This is a genomic window from Nocardia sp. NPDC088792 (assembly GCF_044750615.1).
Classification (GTDB): domain Bacteria; phylum Actinomycetota; class Actinomycetes; order Mycobacteriales; family Mycobacteriaceae; genus Nocardia.
Genome location: NZ_JBIVKC010000006.1, coordinates 619,165 through 636,362, shown reverse-complemented (window position 1 = coordinate 636,362; position 17,198 = coordinate 619,165). Strand labels below are relative to the sequence as shown.

Genomic DNA, 17,198 nt, shown 5'->3' with positions numbered 1-17,198 from the left:
GCAGCTCATGTACGATCGCTGGCGTGGATGAAGCGCCGAATTTCCAGAACGAGATGCGTCTCCTGCTGCGCGAACGAGTCATCGAGACCGCGCGCCGGATCGTCTGCACCGAAGGCTGGGGCGCGGTGAACATGTCCCGCGTCGCCAAGGAAGTGGGCGTCAGCCGCCCGGTGCTCTACAAGGAGATCGGCAAACGCGAGGACCTCGCCGAGGTGGTCATCCGGCAGGAGGTCGACACCTTCCTGGTCGGCATCACCGGAAGTCTCGCCGCCCACCCCGGCGATGTCCTGGCCGGCCTGACCAGCGCGGTCGACTACACGCTGCGCACGGGCGCGGACAATATCCTGCTGAAAGCCGTGCTCTCCGGGCGGTCGGCCACCGATACCGAACTACTGCCCACCCTGATGACCGAGCCGGAACCCGTACTGGGACGGGCGATTACGGCGGTGACGGCCGCGGTCCGATCGCAGTACGGACTGACCGAAGTGAGCGATGCCGAATTGGCCTCGCGCGCCGAGACGGTGGTGCGGCTGGCGCTGAGCCACCTGTTCCAGCCGACCGGGCCCATCGAGGGCGCGGTCGGCCAGATCGAACTGGTGGTGGTCAGCCTGTTCGCACCGCTACTCGCGCGATAACTGCAACTCCCCCAAGCGTTTTCGGCTCAGCCGAGACGCGCGGCCAGCCGCGAGGCATTCATGTAGGCAATGGCCTCGATGCTCACCATGGGGTTCACGCCCGAGGCGGTCGGGAAGCAAGAACCGTCCGCGACCACGATATTCGGCACATCCCAGGTCGCACCATCGGGATCGGTGGCCGAATCCGCAGCCGAACCGCCCATGCGGGCGGAACCCATGATGTGCAGCGCAGCCAGCGTACAGCGGCCCGGGCCGTAACCGGCCTCGGCGCAGGCAGCCACGAACTCCTCGTGCGAACCGCGCTTCCCGGGCTCGTAACTCGGTCCCGCCTGATGTCCGGAGAAGATGCGGTTCGCCCCGGCAGCCTCCAGAATGCTTGCCGCACCGCCGATTCCGGTGTGCAGGTGAGCGGCGTCGCGGGCGGAGAGGCGGTAGCGCACCACCGCGTCACCCTTGCGGTCCGTTTCCACCGCGCCGTGGTCACGATCGCGGGTGATGATGCCGACGGCCACCGTGTTCGCGAGACCGGCCATGTTCTCGCGATGCGCGGCCGAACCCGTCCAGGATTGGAAGCCGATCGACATCCCCGGAGTCATCGGGCCGGTCTCGTAGATGACGCCGTAGCCATTACCGTCCAGATCGCGGTGCTGCTTCGAGTAGCGCGTCTGCATGCCGCCTTCCCAGGGGCGGATCTCCTCGTCGAAAACACCGAAAACCGCTGTCGCGGGATGCAATCGGAGGAAATTGCCGATATTGCGGTTGGCCAGGCCGGAGCGGCGCAGTAGGGCCGGGGTCTGGATCGCGCCCGCCGCGACCACCACCGCCCGCGCATGCACCCACACCGAATGTCCCTCGGCGGTACGCGCTTCCACACCGGTAGCCTGGCTATTGCTGATCTGGATGCGCCGCACCTCGGTGCCGACCAGCAGACGCGCGCCCTGCTCGGCGGCATCCACGAGCCAGGTCTTTGCCACCGACTGCTTGGCGCCCAGACGGCAACCGAAACCACAACGCCCGCACTCCACTCCGGCGTCACAATTCGTGACGTTCCGGGGCAACGGCTCGACATGCCAGCCGAGCTCGCGCAACCCCCGCTCGAGCATCTCGTCCCGCTTGGACGCCGGGGAGTGATCGACATTCACTCCGATACGGGCGACCACGGCATCCAGCGCCGCCGTGTACTCCGCCTCGGCGAACTGCCGCGCACCGACCCGCGCCCACTCCTCGCGCACATCATCGGGCGTGCGGAAGGACGTGCTGAAATTGACCACCGTGCCACCACCCAGGCATCCGCCCGCGACCAGACCCAGCTGGCCCTCGGCGGTGGCGGCCGGGCCGGGGGCGTAGAGGTTGATGAAGCCTTCCTTCTCGCCCGTGCCGAAGTCCGGATCGTCGAAGTACCCACCACGTTCCAGCACGACCACGTCCAACCCCGCCTCGGCCAGCACCGCGGCAGCAGTCCCGCCGCCCGCGCCGGAACCGACCACCACCACATCGCACACGATCGTGGTGTCTTCGGCCGGACGCTCGGGGCTCAGTCCACGCTGCGCACCCGCCAGGGGACCGAAAGCCGGCGAGATGCCGATGTGCTCCCAGACCGGATTGGCCCCGGTCGGGCCCGGCGTCAGATAGTAGGAGGTGACCGCCGCGCCTTTCAGCGCTTGAAACAGGGCCCGCTTCTTCTCGATTCGCGAATTCGCCAGGCCCAGCAGCAACTGCTCGCGATCGGCCTGCGTGAGCGCCGAGAACTTCCGCCAGCCCGCACCATTGAGCAGCCCGAACAGCCGCGTGTTCCACACCCGCATGAGGAGATCGAACTGCTGCCGCTCCGCCGCCCGCGGATTGCGGTCGAGCAGCTCCTGCACGGTATCGGCGACACCCAGCACCGAGGCCGGCAGCAGTTCACCCCCGTCCCCCGGGGCGAAAGTGTCACAAACCATCTCGAGAACGGCACGCCGCGCCGCGTGTGAAGCCATGCCGTCATCATGCGGCAAGGTGGGGCACCTGTCTTCTCAATCCTTCACAAGAGCCCACTTCCAGTGCTGGGTGTCGGCGTACTCGCGCATCTCCGCGATCCTGCCGTCCCGGATCATGAAGACCGCGCTGTTCTTCTGGTCGTAGCGCCGCCCGGTCTTGCCCATCCCCCACGAATCCCATTCCGCGAACACCTGTTGCCCTTCGCCGAAGAGGTTCGTCACCCGCAGCCCCACCGCGTACTCCGGGTCGAAGTGGTCGAAGGCGGTGGCCAGGAACCCGCCGAGCACCTGATCGCGCCCCTCCCAGCGACCCGAGATCGGCAGATCGCCGCCGTACCAGCAGCTTCCATCCTCGGCCCACGAATCCCGGATGGTGTCCTGGTCCCCTGCCGCGAGCGCCTCGAAGTAGCGCCGGACAACGGTCTTGGGAGCGAGAACAGTCTCGGCGGTGAGTTCGGTGATCATGTCGCGCCTTCCGTCGTTGTGCTGCTTACGGATTCGAGTCAACCGTCTCCGGCATCGTCGATCGAGCCCGGATCCGCACTCGGAGCGATCGCGAATACTTATCGTTGCTGATGAGCAGTGTCGGTCAGGAGGCCGATGAGGCGCTGGACCTGCGGGACGTAGCGGGATTCGAAGTCCGGATGCGTGGGCGGGACACCGAAGAGGCGTTCCACCAGAGCGGGCATGGTGGCCGCGACGGTGACCATGCCGGTGATGGCGAGCAGGAGGGCGGCTTCATCCAGATCCGTTGGGAGCTCACCGCGTTCCTTGCGCACGCGCAAGTTCTGCAAAGCGCGCGCGGTGGTGGGGGTGGTCTCGGAGCTGTCGCGTTCATCCCAGTAGGACAAGCGGGTGGCGCGTGGATCGGCGAGGACCTGCCGCAAGTAGCGCACCGTCACCTCCGCGAGGGGGAGGTCATCGTCGGTGAGACCTTGCTCGTGCGTTCGCCATTGCTGCAGGACCTCGGCGTAGAGGCCGTCCTTGCCGCCGAAGTAGTAGCTGATCAGCTGTTTGTCCACGCCCGCACGGGTAGCGATCTCCTGCACCCGGGCGCCGGAAAGTCCTTTGGCCGCGAAGATCTCGCTCGCCGCCTCCAGGAGCTGCGCCCGGGTGCGATCCGCATCGCGCCGGCGGGCATCCGGACCGGGTGCACGGCGTGCCGCTGAACCGCTCATGGAACTATCCTCCGTCCTATGGACAGTATCCACCAAATGGTGGATAGTCGGACGGGTGGTCGGATTCTTTACAGCGGAAAACGGGTACTACCGTGCAACCGCAATGGCGCTCAGCCCCTGGGCGCCGAACCAGCTCGGTGGCACCGGCGTCTGCGGATTGCTCGCACACGAGCTCGAAATCCACTCCCCCGGAGCCGGATTCGTGCCCGCACGGTTCACGGTCGACCTGTTCCGCCCGGTACTCGACGAGCCGATCCGGCTTTCCAGTGAGATAGTGCGCGACGGCAGCCGCGTCCGGATGGTGGATGCAGCGATCGTGCAGCGCGACAGTGTGCGAGCCCGCGCCAGCGTGATGTACCTGGCAGCCACACAGGATCCGCCCGGCGAGGTCTGGCAGCCGATCCGCCGATTACCCGCTCCCACAGCACCATTGGATATGCCGGGCGGCTGCCCGCCCCTGTTCAAGTCGGGCGAGCAGGACTGGACGGGCGATTTCGCCTCCGGTCAGAACAATCAGCGCAAGGCCGCCTGGCACAACCTGCCCCCACTGATCGACGGCGAACCCATCACCCCCTTCCAGCGGGCCGCCTTCGTGGCCGATGCCACCAGCCTGGTCTGCAATTGGGGAACCGAGGGCGTCGGCTACATCAACAGCGACGTCACCCTGACGCTCACCCGCCTCCCCGAAGGCCCGGAACTGGGATTACAAGCCCAAGACCAGGTTTCATCCAACGGCATAGTCGTGGGCACCGCCCTGATGTACGACCGCACCGGCCCCCTCGGCACCACCGTCATCACCGGCCTGTCCAATGCCCGCCGCCAGGTCGACCTGGCCGCCTTCGCCGCCTCCCGCTCGTTCGCCGAGTGAGGGCTCCTACTTCACGGTCCCACCGAACGTGCCACTGACATAGCGCAGGTCGCCCATCCGCATCTCGTCGTCCTTCAGCGATGAAAAGCCATTGGCAGCGAACAGGTCTCGGATACTGACCCCATCCAGCGCCCAGCCACGTTCCGCCAGATACGGCCCCGCCTCGTTACGCGCACCGAAATAGCGCAACCTCGCCATATCCGGAGCGTAACCGTGCCCGCTCCAGCGTTCCGAGATCCGCTGCAGCCCTTCCTTCGTGCTGTCCTCATCGCCCGGTCGCGGATTGGGCTTGCTTTCGGTCGCCACCCGGCTTCCCGGAGCACTGAGTTCAGTGATGGTGTCCAACAGCCCATCCTGTGCCTCGGGCGGCAAATACCCCAGCAGCCCTTCAGCACTCCAAGCAGTCGGCCGACCCGGATCGAATCCAGCGGCCCGCAGCGCGTCGGGCCAATCATCCCGCAGATCCACCCCAGCCACTCTCCGATCCGCAGTAGGCACAGCACCCAACTCACCCAATATGCGCGTCTTGAATTCGACTACCTGCGGCTGATCAACCTCATACACGACGGTCCCAGCCGGCCAAAGCAGCCGATACGCCCGAGAATCCAGCCCCGAACCCAGAATCACAACCTGCCCGATACCCGAGTTCGCAGCACCAAGAAAGAACTCGTCATAGAACTTGGTCCGCACCACAGCAATATCGACCCACACCTCCTCAACAGTGTCGCCCGCCTCCCCACTCGCCAGCCGACTCAGAAACTCGATACCCACCGCCCGCACCAGCGGCTCAGCAAACCGATCATCAATAAGCCGCCCATCCCCACGACTCGCCATCGCCCGCACCGCCGCAGCCATAGTGGCAGTAGCGCCAACGCCGGACGCCGGATCCCACGCATCCCCGTCACATCTACTGAAACTCATGTTCTCCCTCAACCGTTATTGAGGGCCGCAAGCAGCCCGTCGGGATCGGCGACATCGTAGAAAGCGAACGCGGGTACACGTTTCCCCGCAGCGATCTCGTCAGCGAACATCCACCAGCGGCCACACTCTCCGATGGCCACACTGACATGGCGCCCGTCGCGACTGTGCCGAATCGACATCGGCAAGCTGGGCAGCGGCACCTCCCGCAGCGTCCGAGTGCCCTCGGCAATCAATGCGCGCCCGGTAGTGACGGCATAGCCCGTCCGCCGCCTGAGTCGCCCTTTGAGAAAGAACTTGCCGACAAGCGGGTACGCGCCGACGCACAGCGATGGCACCCCGACCACCAAGGGAATCAGAATGCCGGAAGCGATCATCCATGCCAGAAAGGCAGTCCAGCCCGCGACCCACACCAGGTAGAACGGAATCACGAACACATCCGCCGGGGTGAACCGGACGCCGGGATCAGGCCCGCCGAGCCACAACACCTGTTCCCCCGCACGCAGATGCCGAAAGATCCGCGATTCGCCCCCACCCCCAACCCGGTCAACAGAACCCGGCACCGGAACGAAGTCGTCGTAGCTCTCCCCCACTGACCCTCCTGAACCGAACTTCCGAATGCATTGCAACAGCGACCTTCTCCCCCTCACCGTTACGTCACGACAGTAGCGAACGGCACCGACAAGGGTGGCACCCTCGCTTCTTCACTACGATGTTCAAGTTGCGTTGGTGATGAGGACAAGGAGTAATGGTTCGATGGTCCGCTCGGGCGATCAGATGCACGTCTACCTCGTCAACCAGGTCAACCAGATATTGCGTCGACTGAGCATGTTCGGCGGTGAGCCTGCCCTCTGGACGACGTTCGATCATCTGTACTTTCTCGAAGGCGACGAGAACGGCATCGAGAAGCTTCGACAATCCTGGCGTGATCGCAACGCGTTTACCCCCACGGGCGTGAAAGGCGCTTTGCAGCAACAGCTTCCACACAGTGGAATCGAGGACGCCCTGGCCTCCATGTACGCCGAGGTCGCCCGGAACAGGGGTTGGCTGAGGCTGGACCGAACGCTGACCGCCGACGAGTACACGACGTTACGCACCGAGATCGCACCCTTTACCGAACACGACCGTACCTTGACAGACGTCGTCGACGCCTTCGGAGAGCCCAGTGTCTTGTTCGGCGGATCGAATCCGCGCTACAGCAAGTCGTTGGCCTACGCGACCACGGACGTCAGCGATCCAATGGTGATATTCCATCTCTGGAATGGTGTAGACCCTGGCACCGAGCCGAGTTGGCCTCCGCAGTATCCGGAGCCGATCCTGCTGGCAACCCGTTGCGGTGCAGGCGCTTTCCCCACTTCCTTCTCTTTCACCCCGCAAGGCCACAGCCGCCGCGCCCACGTCTGGCCTACAAGGCATGGCCCGCAGGGCGAACCCGGAAGCTAGTCGAGCGCGGCTTGTCCGAGAAGCGTGGACTCTACGAAGTGGGTGGGGGAAGTCTGGAGCGTTTTGCCAATTGCTTCAAGATCGCACCGTCGCAAGACTTTTCAGTCGACGCCCCGCGTATGCGACTGCGGGCGTTGCTCAGCTGAGGTGACGAAAGGGATCTTGTGTCGAATTGCGCTACATCGCGATCGGTTCTGATTACAGGGGGAAATCGGGGAATTGGGCTCGCAGTTGCCCGGCGGCTGAGTGCCGAGGGGCATCGGGTCGCTGTTACGCACCGCGGCTCGGAGGCGCCTGACGGATTGCTGTCAGTAGCGTGCGATGTGAACGACACATCATCGGTCGACGAGGCGTTCGCGGAAGTCTCGCGGCGGCAAGGCGATGTGGAGGTGCTTGTCGCCAATGCTGGTGTTACCGACGACATGCTGTTCACGCTCATGCGGGAGGATACGTTCACGGACGTCATCGACACCAACCTCACCGGAGCCTTCCGGGTCGCTAAGCGCGCCAGCCGAGCCATGTTGCGTGCTCGCTGGGGGCGCATGATCTTCCTCGGATCTGCGGTGGGAATGCTCGGTACACCGGGCCAGGCCAATTACGGCGCATCGAAAGCGGGTTTGATCGGTCTCGCACGCTCGATCACCCGAGAGCTCGGCTCCCGCGCGATCACCGCCAATGTGGTCGCGCCAGGGTTCATCGATACCGATATGACTCGCGCGCTCGATGAGAAATACCGCAGCCTCGCACCCGAAGCCATCCCGATGCAGCGCATCGGTCATCCTGACGAAGTTGCCTCCGCCATAAGCTTTCTCGCGTCGGACGATTCGAGCTATATCTCCGGCGCCGTCATTCCTGTCGACGGCGGTCTGGGGATGGGGCATTGACCGACTCGCTCCCCTCCGACTAACCGGTCATGCCTCGGTCGATGACCCGGGTCGGCGCTGCCGGGTGAGGTGTCAGCGCTTGTAGCGCTGGCCTTCCGCGAGCTGTGCGGTGATCTTCTGCATGCCCATGCGGCGTTGGACAGCGGCCGACACGGTGGGGGTGATCGCGCCGGCCAGGGTTGCCAGGCGCAGGCCGAGTGGGGCGACGTCGACCTCGGCGAGGTTGTTTTCGATGGCTCGTATGGTTGCGCGGGCGACGTCTTGCGGGGAGCGGGTGCCGACGCCTCGGGGCAGTGTTGCGCCGGAGTCTGCGAACATCCCTGAGTCGCTGATGTAGCCGGGGAATACGGTCGAGACGCCGACGTTGTGTGGGCGCATGTCCTCGCGCAGTGCGAGAGCGAAACCGCGGAGCCCGAACTTGGTGGCGTTGTAGAGCGATGCCTGCGCGGAAGCGGCTTTGCCGGACAGCGAGGAAATGAAGACCAAGTGACCTCGGCGCCGGGTGGCCATCCGTTGCGCGGTGAGCTTCGCCATGATGATCGGCGCGCGGAGATTGACGTCGAGGGCGCGGTCGATCTCGTCGATGGAGTAGTCGGTCAGTAGACCCGTGGCCGGCAGCGCGGCGTTGGCCACGAGCACGTCGATCTCACCTGCCGCATCCAAGAGTTTCTCGATCGCGTCCGGGTCGGTCAGGTCGGCGGGAATGGCTCGGCCGCCCACCTTTTCGGCCAGCGGCTCGAGCAAGTCGATCCGGCGACCGGTGAGGGTCATCCGGCCGCCGCGGGCGGCGAGTTCGACTGCGAGCACTTGCCCGATTCCGCCGGTTGCCCCCGTCACCAACACCTTCGCACCAGACATGTAAGAGCGCATACCCCACTCTGACCGCCGCTATGGTTCCGGATCTTGTACGAATGTTCCCGCACAGGCAAACGCGGTATGGGTCGCCGCGAATCCCAGGCGACGGGTAAGCGTCACCGGAGTTGCGCCGCTGAACGCCAACACATCCCGGTGCAGATGGGATTGGTCGGCATAACCGCACTCCGCCGAGACGCCGGCCGGGCTCCGGCCCGCGGCCAAGCAGTGGGCGGCATGATCGAAGCGCACCAGTTTCATCGCACGCTTGGGTGCCAGGCCCACCTGTGACCGGAACCTGTCCCACAGCCGTTTGCGGCTCCATCCGATCTCGACCGCCAGATCCTCGACCCGGAGCCGACCACGGCTGAGCGTGATTCTTTGCCAGGCCCATGCCACTTCGGGATCCATCGAAGGTCTAACCGTGCGCCGACGAGCGAGGAACGCGTCCGTCAAGGCGAAGCGATCGCCCCATGAAGCGGCTGCGCCCAGTTGCTCTCGGAGCCGTTCCATGTCTCGGCCCCACAGATCATCAAGGGCGACCATAGGATTCAGCTCCGCCGGACGGACACCCAGCACGGCATATGCGATCACCGGAGACAACCGCACCTCCACGCACCCGATATTGTTCCCGCACATCCGAACTGCGCCCGCCCCGAGTCCGGCGGCGAGACTTCCCCGCGCCAGCCGCCCGGTCGCATCGTCGACCACGAGCGAACTATCGCCGAATTCGAAGATCACTGTGACTGCGGGATGCGGGACCACCCGCTCCTCGATCGGACCCGAATTCCGTTGGCGGAACCCAGCCATGCTCACACCCGCCATCCGACCGGCGCCTACCGGCTGCGCAACATCCCAGGGTGTAGCGGGCGGCATCAATCCAGGCGGCCGTAGATGAGGCGGAGGATGGCCTCGGCGAGGTCATTGATGCCTTGTGCCACATCGCCATTGGATGCCGCGGAAAGTTGGGAGAGGCGACCGTCGCGCATCAGGGTGATGAGGTCGGCGAGGGTGGCCGAGTCGATGCCTTCGGGGGCCAGCCCGGCGGCGCGGTCGCGGTCGATTTTGGCGGCGAGGGCGCTGGTGAAGCGGGTTTGGATGCTGGCGATGAATTCAGTGAGGGGTGGGTAGGTGCTGTCGTAGCCCTCCAGGGAGCAGGCCAGGATCGTGCTGTTGTAGTGCCAGATTTCGGCGGCGCCGGCGAGTTGAGCGTGCAGGAGTTCTCGTTGCTGGCCGGTGGAGGGGAGCCAGACGTGGGTTTGGGCGTAGCGGTCGCTCACGTCCTCCATCAGGCGGGCGAGGACCGCTTGTTTGGAGGGGAAATAGAAGTAGAAGCTCGTGCGTGAGATGCCGGTCGCGTTGGTGATGTCGTCGACGGTCAACGTGGCCATCGATTTCTCGGTCAGCAGGGTGCGGGTCGCGTCGAGGATCTGGGCCTCGCGCTGATCACCTTTGGACTTGGTGCCGCGGCGGCGGATTCCCTCGGTCGTGTCTCGGGTCTGGTTCACCTTGTGTCCGCCCTTCTGCGCCATGACCACACCATAGAGCGATTTCCATTCCCGTAGTGGACGTGGCGTCTATCATAATCGACACTGTGTCGATTCCAGCGTAGGGTCCTGCTAATGACCTCCTCGCTTGGGAGTCGGCGTACCTCCTCGCCGACCGCGATCGTGCTGACCATGGCCAGCACCGTGTTTCTGCTGGCAATGGCTCAGACGCTGCCCGTGCCCGCACTGCCGCAGATCGGTCTGCAGCTCGGGGTCTCGGCGACCACCGTCGGATGGGTGACCACCGCGACGATGCTCGCCGCCTCCGCGCTGACGCCGCTGCTCGGGCGACTGGGCGATGTCTACGGGCATAAGCCGGTCGTGCTGGCGACACTGGTGGTGACGCTGGTCGGCAGTGTGATCGCCGCGTCGGCGCACAGCATCGACCTGCTCATCGTCGGCCGGGCCTTGCAGGGAGCCAGCTTCGGCCTGTTCCCGCTGGCGATCAGCGTGCTGCGCCATGAACTTCCGGCCGAGCGCCTGACCGGGGCATTGGCCGTCACCGCCTCGACCCTGGGCGTGGGCAGCGGTGTCGCGCTGGTGGCAACCGGTCTGCTGACGCAGGGCGGGGCGGATTACCGTCGCATCTTCTGGCTGTGTGTCGTGCTGACCGCGGTGGTGCTGGTGCTGGCGTTCGTCACCCTGCCGCGGCGTGCGGGCCAGGGTGGGCGTGTCGATTACGTCGGCGCCGCGGTGCTCGGCCTCGGTCTCGTTTGCTTGCTGCTGCCGATCTCCCAAGGGCACGAATGGGGTTGGGGCAGCGCGAAGGTGATCGGCCTGTTCGTGGCCTCGGCTGTTGTGCTGGCCGGATTCCTGCTGCTGCAGTCCAAGCTGAAGGAGCCGCTGGTGGCGACCTCGCTGCTGGCGCATCGACCGGTCGCGGTGACCAACCTCGCCAGCTTCTGCGTCGGTTTCGCGATGTTCAGCGTGTTCCTGGGAGCGACCTACTTCGTGGCGACGCCGCGCGCACTCGCCGGATTCGGGTTCGACGCCTCGGTGCTCCGCACCAGCGTGGCCTTCATGCTGCCGGGCGCTGTGGCCTCGGTGCTGATGGGTCCGATCGCCGGTCGTCTGGTCGGGCGGATCGGCCCGCGCTTCGTGCTGCTGCTCGCCAGCGTCATCGGCCTGTGCGCCCTGACCGCCCTGGCGCTGCTGCACGCGAACAGCACGGAAGTTGTCATCGCACTGATCATCGGCAACGCCGCGATCGCAATCGCCTACGCGGCCATGCCCGCACTGCTCGTCGCCAATGTGGCGCCGCACGAGACCGGAATCGCCAACTCGATCAACTCGATCATGCGGACCGTGGGCGGCGCCATCGGCAGCGCGCTGGTGGTCACCATCCTCACCAGCGACACCCTGGCCCACGCCCTGCCCAACGGTGCGGTCGTGGCCCTGCCGGCCGAGGGCGCGTACCGGATCGCATTCCTGACGGGTGCGGCCTTCTTCGCGGTGGCAGCGCTGCTGGCCGGATTCGGCCTCGGCAAGACCGGGCGGCGCTTGACCCAGCACGAGGTCGAGGAAGACAGTGCCCTGGCGAGCGCCGGTGAATTCGCTACGGTGTCCACCAGCCTCTGACCCCTGCGGGTCGACTGCCCGAGATAACCTCGGCCCGTTGACCTTTCGACGACCCGCGCTGTCCTCACGGACAGCGCGGGTCGTGGCGTTTCAGGACCGGGTTCCCAGGTAGCGGGACGGCGACGATCGATAAACATCACTTACCGATGACCACAGGATTGGCCGTTGATAGGCCGGACCGGTGACAGCAGACTTGCTGGGCAGTGTTCATCCACGGAAGGATCACCATGACCGAGTCGTTGCCGGCAGGCGCAGTCGTCCGCGTCGGACGCGCCAGCTTCGACCCGAGCCTGTTCGCCGATTTCGAGGCCCTGATCACGAAGCAGGCCGACTACCTGATCCCGGCGATCAACGCGCTGCCGGGGCTGCTGCACTGGTACACCGGCGTTTCACCGGAAGGTACGACGGCGCAGATCAGCATCTGGGATACCGAAGAGCACGCGAAGCAGATGGACGATCTGAAGGAAATGGCCGTCATCGCCCGCGGCGAGATGGAGGCGATCGGCGGCAAGTTCGAACGCCCGATCATCAACTACCCACTGACCTGGACCATCTGAACCGGTTCAGGCCCGCTGGAATCTACGGGCAGGACTCAGCCGTGCAGGTGGACGCGGTCATCACCGCCGCGATCGACGCCGGCGGCGCGATCGTCAAACCCGCCGCCGCGGCCCAGTGGGGTGGATACTCCGGCTACATTGCCGACCCCGACGGCTACCTCTGGAAGATCGCTTCCAACGCCTGACCGATGTCCCTCTATGGTTCTGCGATGAGTGTCGACTTCCGAACAGACCGGATCGGTAGCGCCCTCCGTGGTGAGAATCCGACGGTGATTCGACGCCTGGAAGCCGGGTTCGCCGTGATCGGGGATGTTCAGTTCCTCCCCGGCTACTCGTTGCTTCTCGTGGACGATCCGGCAGTGCAACGGCTTTCCGATCTTCCCCGGGGGAAACGTCTCGCATTCTTGTCCGACATGGAGCGACTCGGCGAAGCGGTCGAGCGCGCCTGTGGGAGGGTCGATCCGGCCTTTCGGCGCGTCAATCTGGAGATCCTGGGAAACACGCACACTTTTCTGCACGCTCATGTGTGGCCCCGATTCAACTGGGAGCCAGATGATTTCGTGGGCATGCCGGTCTGGTTGTACCCACGGGGGAATTGGAGCGATCCTCGATACGCGCTCGGCTCCCGGCACGACGCGATTCGGCGGGCGATCGGTGAGGAATTGGATCGGCTCACCGCTGCCTGACCGGGGCGCCACCGGTGCGGTGGCGCCCCGGACGGGCCGCGGGGTTACCGGGTGAGCAGTTTTCGGAGGCTGGCCAGGACGTAGTCATGGTTTTCGTCCAGGAGCCAGTGGTCGGCGCCGGGGACGACGTCGGTGGTCACGTTGGTGGCCACGCGCGACATCATGGTGCCCACTGACGCGCCCATGCTGTAATCGCCGCCGAGGGCCAGGACCGGGACGGTGAGCTTGCCGTCCTTGGCGATCATGGCGTCGATGGCCTTGTCGCCGGTCGGCTTCTGGCGGTAGTACTCCAGGCCGGCGTGGGTGCGACCGGGCTTGCTGTAGGCGGCGATGTAGGCATCGCTTTCGGCCTTGTCGATCGCGCCGCCTTCGGCCTCCTTGTAGAACGAGCCGTAGAAGGCGGATTCCTTGCCTGCGATCAGCTGTTCGGCGAGCTGGTCCTTCGGTCCGAGGGCCATCCAATCGAACCACACGAATTCCGGATGCGCCGCGGCGAACTTGCCGTAATCGCTGCTCGGCGCAGCCTCCATGATCGCGAGATGCGACAGGTCCGAACGGTATTCGGCCGCGTACGCCAGGGCGATCTCACCGCCCCAGTCGTGGGCGAACAGGTCGAAGTGCCCCAGATTCAGATGCTGGGCGACCGCGTGCACGTCGGTGGCGACATTCAAGGCCTGATAGCCGTCATCGGACTTGGCGAAGCCGGAATCGCCCATGCCACGCAGATCGACCGCAACCACGGTGTGATCCGCGGCCAGATCCGGAGCCAGCTTCGACCACCCCCGCCAGGTCTCCGGCCAGCCGTGCAGCACCACGATCGCCGGACCGTGACCGCCGATCACGTAATGCACCGCAACACCGTCATTGTCGATCGTGCCGTCGTGGAAGCCGGGCAGCGGGTCCGCGGCGGCCGGATGCGAGGACGAACACGACGTGACGAATGCACCGGCCATGGCCAGCGCTGCGGCGAGTGTTACCAGTTTCCTGCGGAACGCATTGAAGCGCATAAGTTTTCGAGCCCTCTGTCTGCTGTCGGGAGCTAAATCGTTTCAGCGGGAGCAGCGGGTATCAATGACAGCTTTTCGGCTCGAGAATTACCGTCGCTTATCGATCGACGGAGTGAGTTCGCGCGTCATCCAGATCGAGTCGCCACGGTCAGGATCCGGGGTGACACGTCCGCTCTCATAGAAGCCGAGCTTCTCCAGCACGCGAAACGATGCAGTGTTCCACTCCCGCACTGTCGCCCACAACCGCCGCCGCCCCGTGCGTGCCGCCGCCTCGACGACCGCCCGTCCCGCCTCCGTGGCGTATCCATGCCCATGGGCTCGCCGAGCGAGCTCGTACGCGATCTCGGGTTCGTCGTAGGACCCCTCACCGACGATCAGCCCGCAATAGCCGATGAACTCGCCACTCTCCCGCAGCTCGATGGGAAGCAGCCCGAGCCCGGGTTCGGCACCGAGAGGTCTGGCCACCGCCCAGCCACGCAGGTCCTCGACCGTCGGGCGCCCGTCCGCGTCGATCCTGCGGCGGGCTCGCACATCCCGCTCGGCCCATAGCGCACGATGGTCCTCCGCGTCCGAGGGCAGCCAGGGCCGCAGCCGGAGTCGCTCGGTCAGAAGACTTGCGGGGAACCCCGTGTAAGTCGCCACCACCCCAACCTACGTGACGGACAGTCGGCATCAGGCTGCATTCGACCGACACCGGATGAACACGGGCACTTGGCCTTCCGAGCCCCCCGTACTCACTCCCACGCGAAACGGGGCTGGTCCCAATGATCGACGCGGGTGGATCGGTGACGTAGGGCCACTTCCCGGAATTGATAGAGAACCGCGGCGGTCGGAGCGTGCAGGTGCCCGCCCAGTAGCGGGAGCTGGATGGCAGGGCGGTCGGAACCCGGGACAGGCACGAAATGCGGATCGACGTCGAGGTCCGAGAGTGGAATCCAGTGCACCTCAGCCACTTCGGCAGGATTCGGAGCAGGGGTGGGTGACTGACCGAGCCAGGCCACGACCGGAGTCATCACATAACCGGAGCGGGTCGGATAGTCGTCGAGCAGCCCGAGCACGCTCGAGCGGGGCACAGCGATGCCCAGCTCCTCGTGCAGCTCGCGCAACGCCGCCGCTGCCGCGTCCTCCCCCGGGTCAAGCTTCCCTCCTGGCAAGGCCAGCTGCCCGGCGTGAGCGCGCAACCCCGAGGACCGCTCGGTCAGCCAAATACCCTGCTCCCCATCACGATCCACTATCGCGATCAGCACCGCGGCAGGCTTGCGCCCAGCAGGATCGACGATCCGGCGCGAGAAGGCCTCCAACGCCTCGGCCATCTCGCGCCGCAGCTGGTCAGCGGGCACGTCACTCCAGCGGTAACCGCTACTGTCCTCGTCGACCTGCATCAGCCGAACCTAATTCGCGACGCCGCCCACCGTCAACGCCGCTCGGCGGACGACGGCGGTCAGTCGGCTTGCAGGACGAAGAACAGGAAGGCCAGAAAGCTGGTGCCGGCTACTTCGCGGAATTCCTCGGGGAACAGATCGCGGGCGTCGGGGGCCGGCGGCGGTTCGCTTATCGTGTCGACGCGGAACCCGGCTGCGATGAAGGCGGCGGTCATCGCATGCAACGGGCGGTCCCAGACGGTCAACCGGGCGCACTGGCCACCCATGGTCCACTCTTCGGTTCGCTTGCGGGTCTGGAAGTAGTCGGTCTTCTCACCGGCCGACCGCTCGGACAGCCAGATGGCGAAGGGATGCTCGACCGAGACGATGAGACGGCCGCCAGGAACCAGCACGCGGCGCAACTCGGCGAGGGTCGGCCCCCAGTCCTCCAAGTAGTGCAGTACCAGGGAGGAGACGACATCGTCGAATGCGTTGTCGGGGAAGGGCAGTGGATCGGCCAGGTCGGCGACGCGCAGGTCCGCATCGGAGCCGATCCGCCGCCGGGCCAGCTCCAGCATCCCGGCACTCGCATCGATACCGGTCACGACGGCGCCTCGATCGCGCAGCGCGGCGCACAAGGGTCCCGCCCCGCACCCGGCGTCGAGGATGCGCCGACCGGCCACGTCCCCCGCAAGCTCCAGCATTGCGGGCCGTTCGTAATACGCGTTCAGGAGACTGGTCTCGTTCTCGGCCGTGTATCCCTCGGCGATGCTGTCATAGTCGTATGCGCGGGCCACATCAGCGGGAAGCGCCCGACCTTCTGGAACCGGAGTCATGCACCCCATCCTGACACGCCGAGCAAGCATGCACGAAAAGCGTAGAACCGACAACCATCCCCGGAATCGGCTACAGCAGAGCGCATCTCGTCATCGTGATGGCTGGTTTCCGCCGCCGAGTGGCACACCAGGACCGACCTCACTCGGCCGTTGCAACCCTCATGTGCCACTCGGCGATCATGGCTGGTGGATCGCGCGAGCCGATTCATCGGCGCGATTCCTCATCCCCGCCCAAGGCGTCGAGCGGCTTGGATCGGGACGGGCGGATTGGAGGCCGAACAGCCTAGCCGTCGGCGAGGCGCTGAATGGTGGTGCCGAGCCAGGATTGGAGGTCGGCGCGGGTGCCGAGTTCGGAGCGGAGGACTCGGCGGCGGGTGGAGACGCCGAGGACGAAGGCGTCGATGGCGGCGGCTCGGTCGCGGGCGTCCGTGTCGTCCAGGCCGCTGGCTCGTAGGTAGTGATGCAGGGGTTCCAGAGAGTTCGTGTCGAGGAATGCGGCCAGGGCCTCGGCTGCTTGGGGGCGTTCGCCGGAGGCGCGTAGCAGGACGAGGAGGGGGTCCTCGCCGGATGTATCGAACCAGCGGTGGACGATGCTTGCCGCCAGGCGGGAACCCAGTTCGGAGCGGTCGCCGTCGAAGGAGTTCGTGACCGGTATTTCCACCTGGGTTGCCGCCAGGAAGAGCCCGTCTTTGCCGCCGAAGTAGCGGGTTATGAGGTTCGGCGAGACGCCCGCGGCGTCGGCTACGCCTTTGACTGTGATTGCTGCGTAACCGTTTTGGGCGAACTGGCGTTGGGCATGCTCCAGAATTCGCATCTTGGTGGCGGCCGCGTCTCGCAACGTCATGTATACGAGCATACACATGATGTGTACG

The 17,198-nt window shown here is 65.6% G+C and carries 21 protein-coding genes; 8 read left to right on the top strand and 13 right to left on the bottom strand.

From position 1 onward, the window contains the following. Positions 1-23 precede the first annotated feature (23 nt). On the top strand, positions 24-635 hold the full coding sequence (locus ACIP5Y_RS39195) for a TetR family transcriptional regulator (RefSeq protein ID WP_400357819.1): 612 nt from the start codon (positions 24-26) through the stop codon (positions 633-635). Positions 636-661: 26 nt separating this feature from the next. Here the strand turns inward: ACIP5Y_RS39195 and ACIP5Y_RS39190 are convergent, their stop codons facing one another. The 3 genes from ACIP5Y_RS39190 to ACIP5Y_RS39180 form a co-directional block, all read right to left on the bottom strand. Then, positions 662-2,611: a GMC family oxidoreductase gene (locus ACIP5Y_RS39190; RefSeq protein ID WP_400357817.1), complete on the bottom strand. Its 1,950-nt coding sequence runs from the start codon at positions 2,609-2,611 to the stop codon at positions 662-664. 36 nt (positions 2,612-2,647) lie between these two features. Continuing rightward, on the bottom strand, positions 2,648-3,076 hold the full coding sequence (locus ACIP5Y_RS39185; RefSeq protein ID WP_400357816.1) for a nuclear transport factor 2 family protein: 429 nt from the start codon (positions 3,074-3,076) through the stop codon (positions 2,648-2,650). A gap of 98 nt (positions 3,077-3,174) precedes the next feature. Then, positions 3,175-3,789 (bottom strand): TetR/AcrR family transcriptional regulator, encoded by a 615-nt coding sequence (locus ACIP5Y_RS39180; protein ID WP_400357815.1) that lies wholly within the window; start codon positions 3,787-3,789, stop codon positions 3,175-3,177. Between the two features lie 103 nt (positions 3,790-3,892). Here ACIP5Y_RS39180 and ACIP5Y_RS39175 point away from each other — a divergent pair, with 103 nt between their 5' ends. Beyond that, entirely contained in the window at positions 3,893-4,657 is a 765-nt protein-coding gene (locus ACIP5Y_RS39175; protein WP_400357813.1) for an acyl-CoA thioesterase domain-containing protein, read from the top strand. 6 nt (positions 4,658-4,663) lie between these two features. Here ACIP5Y_RS39175 and ACIP5Y_RS39170 read toward each other — a convergent pair whose 3' ends face one another. Both ACIP5Y_RS39170 and ACIP5Y_RS39165 read right to left on the bottom strand, forming a co-directional pair. Then, positions 4,664-5,578: a class I SAM-dependent methyltransferase gene (locus ACIP5Y_RS39170; protein ID WP_400357812.1), complete on the bottom strand. Its 915-nt coding sequence runs from the start codon at positions 5,576-5,578 to the stop codon at positions 4,664-4,666. An 8-nt stretch (positions 5,579-5,586) separates the two neighbouring features. Next, entirely contained in the window at positions 5,587-6,168 is a 582-nt protein-coding gene (locus ACIP5Y_RS39165) for a hypothetical protein (protein WP_400357811.1), read from the bottom strand. Between the two features lie 163 nt (positions 6,169-6,331). On the opposite strand from ACIP5Y_RS39165, the gene ACIP5Y_RS39160 reads away from it, so the two are divergent. Together ACIP5Y_RS39160 and fabG are read left to right on the top strand one after the other, a co-directional pair. Beyond that, positions 6,332-7,018 (top strand): hypothetical protein, encoded by a 687-nt coding sequence (locus ACIP5Y_RS39160; protein WP_400357810.1) that lies wholly within the window; start codon positions 6,332-6,334, stop codon positions 7,016-7,018. A 164-nt stretch (positions 7,019-7,182) separates the two neighbouring features. Then, positions 7,183-7,902, top strand: a complete 720-nt coding sequence (gene fabG, locus ACIP5Y_RS39155) for a 3-oxoacyl-ACP reductase FabG (protein ID WP_400357808.1) — start codon at positions 7,183-7,185, stop codon at positions 7,900-7,902. A gap of 72 nt (positions 7,903-7,974) precedes the next feature. Here fabG and ACIP5Y_RS39150 read toward each other — a convergent pair whose 3' ends face one another. The 3 genes from ACIP5Y_RS39150 to ACIP5Y_RS39140 are packed head-to-tail and all read right to left on the bottom strand — an operon-like array spanning position 7,975 to position 10,286. Further along, entirely contained in the window at positions 7,975-8,739 is a 765-nt protein-coding gene (locus tag ACIP5Y_RS39150) for an SDR family NAD(P)-dependent oxidoreductase (protein WP_400357806.1), read from the bottom strand. Between the two features lie 51 nt (positions 8,740-8,790). Beyond that, positions 8,791-9,579: a helix-turn-helix domain-containing protein gene (locus ACIP5Y_RS39145; protein ID WP_400357804.1), complete on the bottom strand. Its 789-nt coding sequence runs from the start codon at positions 9,577-9,579 to the stop codon at positions 8,791-8,793. A gap of 50 nt (positions 9,580-9,629) precedes the next feature. After that, a complete protein-coding gene (locus tag ACIP5Y_RS39140) occupies positions 9,630-10,286 on the bottom strand; it encodes a TetR/AcrR family transcriptional regulator (protein WP_400357802.1) in 657 nt (218 codons plus the stop codon). Between the two features lie 90 nt (positions 10,287-10,376). On the opposite strand from ACIP5Y_RS39140, the gene ACIP5Y_RS39135 reads away from it, so the two are divergent. The 4 genes from ACIP5Y_RS39135 (at position 10,377) to ACIP5Y_RS39120 (ending at position 13,122) form a co-directional block, all read left to right on the top strand. Beyond that, positions 10,377-11,879, top strand: coding sequence for an MFS transporter (locus ACIP5Y_RS39135; RefSeq protein WP_400357801.1), 1,503 nt, complete (start codon positions 10,377-10,379; stop codon positions 11,877-11,879). A gap of 203 nt (positions 11,880-12,082) precedes the next feature. Beyond that, the gene (locus ACIP5Y_RS39130; protein WP_400357799.1) at positions 12,083-12,436 is read left to right on the top strand and encodes a hypothetical protein; all 354 of its coding nucleotides are present in this window, start codon (positions 12,083-12,085) and stop codon (positions 12,434-12,436) included. A gap of 41 nt (positions 12,437-12,477) precedes the next feature. After that, on the top strand, positions 12,478-12,621 hold the full coding sequence (locus ACIP5Y_RS39125; protein ID WP_400357797.1) for a hypothetical protein: 144 nt from the start codon (positions 12,478-12,480) through the stop codon (positions 12,619-12,621). 84 nt (positions 12,622-12,705) lie between these two features. Next, a complete protein-coding gene (locus ACIP5Y_RS39120) occupies positions 12,706-13,122 on the top strand; it encodes a diadenosine tetraphosphate hydrolase (protein WP_400357795.1) in 417 nt (138 codons plus the stop codon). Between the two features lie 44 nt (positions 13,123-13,166). On the opposite strand, the gene ACIP5Y_RS39115 is transcribed toward ACIP5Y_RS39120, so the two are convergent. From ACIP5Y_RS39115 to ACIP5Y_RS39095, 5 genes are all read right to left on the bottom strand, one after another. Continuing rightward, positions 13,167-14,129: an alpha/beta fold hydrolase gene (locus tag ACIP5Y_RS39115; protein WP_400357793.1), complete on the bottom strand. Its 963-nt coding sequence runs from the start codon at positions 14,127-14,129 to the stop codon at positions 13,167-13,169. A gap of 87 nt (positions 14,130-14,216) precedes the next feature. Then, a complete protein-coding gene (locus ACIP5Y_RS39110) occupies positions 14,217-14,771 on the bottom strand; it encodes a GNAT family N-acetyltransferase (protein ID WP_400357792.1) in 555 nt (184 codons plus the stop codon). Positions 14,772-14,863: 92 nt separating this feature from the next. Beyond that, positions 14,864-15,511, bottom strand: coding sequence for an NUDIX hydrolase (locus ACIP5Y_RS39105; RefSeq protein ID WP_400357790.1), 648 nt, complete (start codon positions 15,509-15,511; stop codon positions 14,864-14,866). A gap of 59 nt (positions 15,512-15,570) precedes the next feature. After that, positions 15,571-16,326 (bottom strand): class I SAM-dependent methyltransferase, encoded by a 756-nt coding sequence (locus tag ACIP5Y_RS39100; RefSeq protein ID WP_400357788.1) that lies wholly within the window; start codon positions 16,324-16,326, stop codon positions 15,571-15,573. Between the two features lie 283 nt (positions 16,327-16,609). Next, on the bottom strand, positions 16,610-17,170 hold the full coding sequence (locus ACIP5Y_RS39095) for a TetR family transcriptional regulator (RefSeq protein ID WP_400357786.1): 561 nt from the start codon (positions 17,168-17,170) through the stop codon (positions 16,610-16,612). Positions 17,171-17,198 lie beyond the last annotated feature (28 nt).

Bases quoted from the DNA above. Each gene is read 5' to 3' on its own strand.
- ACIP5Y_RS39190 (WP_400357817.1), bottom strand. From the start codon at position 2,611: ATGGCTTCACACGCGGCGCGGCGTGCCGTTCTCGAGATGGTTTGTGAC.
- ACIP5Y_RS39185 (WP_400357816.1), bottom strand. From the start codon at position 3,076: ATGATCACCGAACTCACCGCCGAGACTGTTCTCGCTCCCAAGACCGTT.
- ACIP5Y_RS39180 (WP_400357815.1), bottom strand. From the start codon at position 3,789: ATGAGCGGTTCAGCGGCACGCCGTGCACCCGGTCCGGATGCCCGCCGG.
- ACIP5Y_RS39175 (WP_400357813.1), top strand. From the start codon at position 3,893: ATGGCGCTCAGCCCCTGGGCGCCGAACCAGCTCGGTGGCACCGGCGTC.
- ACIP5Y_RS39170 (WP_400357812.1), bottom strand. From the start codon at position 5,578: ATGAGTTTCAGTAGATGTGACGGGGATGCGTGGGATCCGGCGTCCGGC.
- ACIP5Y_RS39160 (WP_400357810.1), top strand. From the start codon at position 6,332: ATGGTCCGCTCGGGCGATCAGATGCACGTCTACCTCGTCAACCAGGTC.
- ACIP5Y_RS39145 (WP_400357804.1), bottom strand. From the start codon at position 9,579: ATGGCGGGTGTGAGCATGGCTGGGTTCCGCCAACGGAATTCGGGTCCG.
- ACIP5Y_RS39140 (WP_400357802.1), bottom strand. From the start codon at position 10,286: ATGGCGCAGAAGGGCGGACACAAGGTGAACCAGACCCGAGACACGACC.
- ACIP5Y_RS39135 (WP_400357801.1), top strand. From the start codon at position 10,377: ATGACCTCCTCGCTTGGGAGTCGGCGTACCTCCTCGCCGACCGCGATC.
- ACIP5Y_RS39115 (WP_400357793.1), bottom strand. From the start codon at position 14,129: ATGCGCTTCAATGCGTTCCGCAGGAAACTGGTAACACTCGCCGCAGCG.
- ACIP5Y_RS39105 (WP_400357790.1), bottom strand. From the start codon at position 15,511: ATGCAGGTCGACGAGGACAGTAGCGGTTACCGCTGGAGTGACGTGCCC.
- ACIP5Y_RS39100 (WP_400357788.1), bottom strand. From the start codon at position 16,326: ATGACTCCGGTTCCAGAAGGTCGGGCGCTTCCCGCTGATGTGGCCCGC.
- ACIP5Y_RS39095 (WP_400357786.1), bottom strand. From the start codon at position 17,170: ATGACGTTGCGAGACGCGGCCGCCACCAAGATGCGAATTCTGGAGCAT.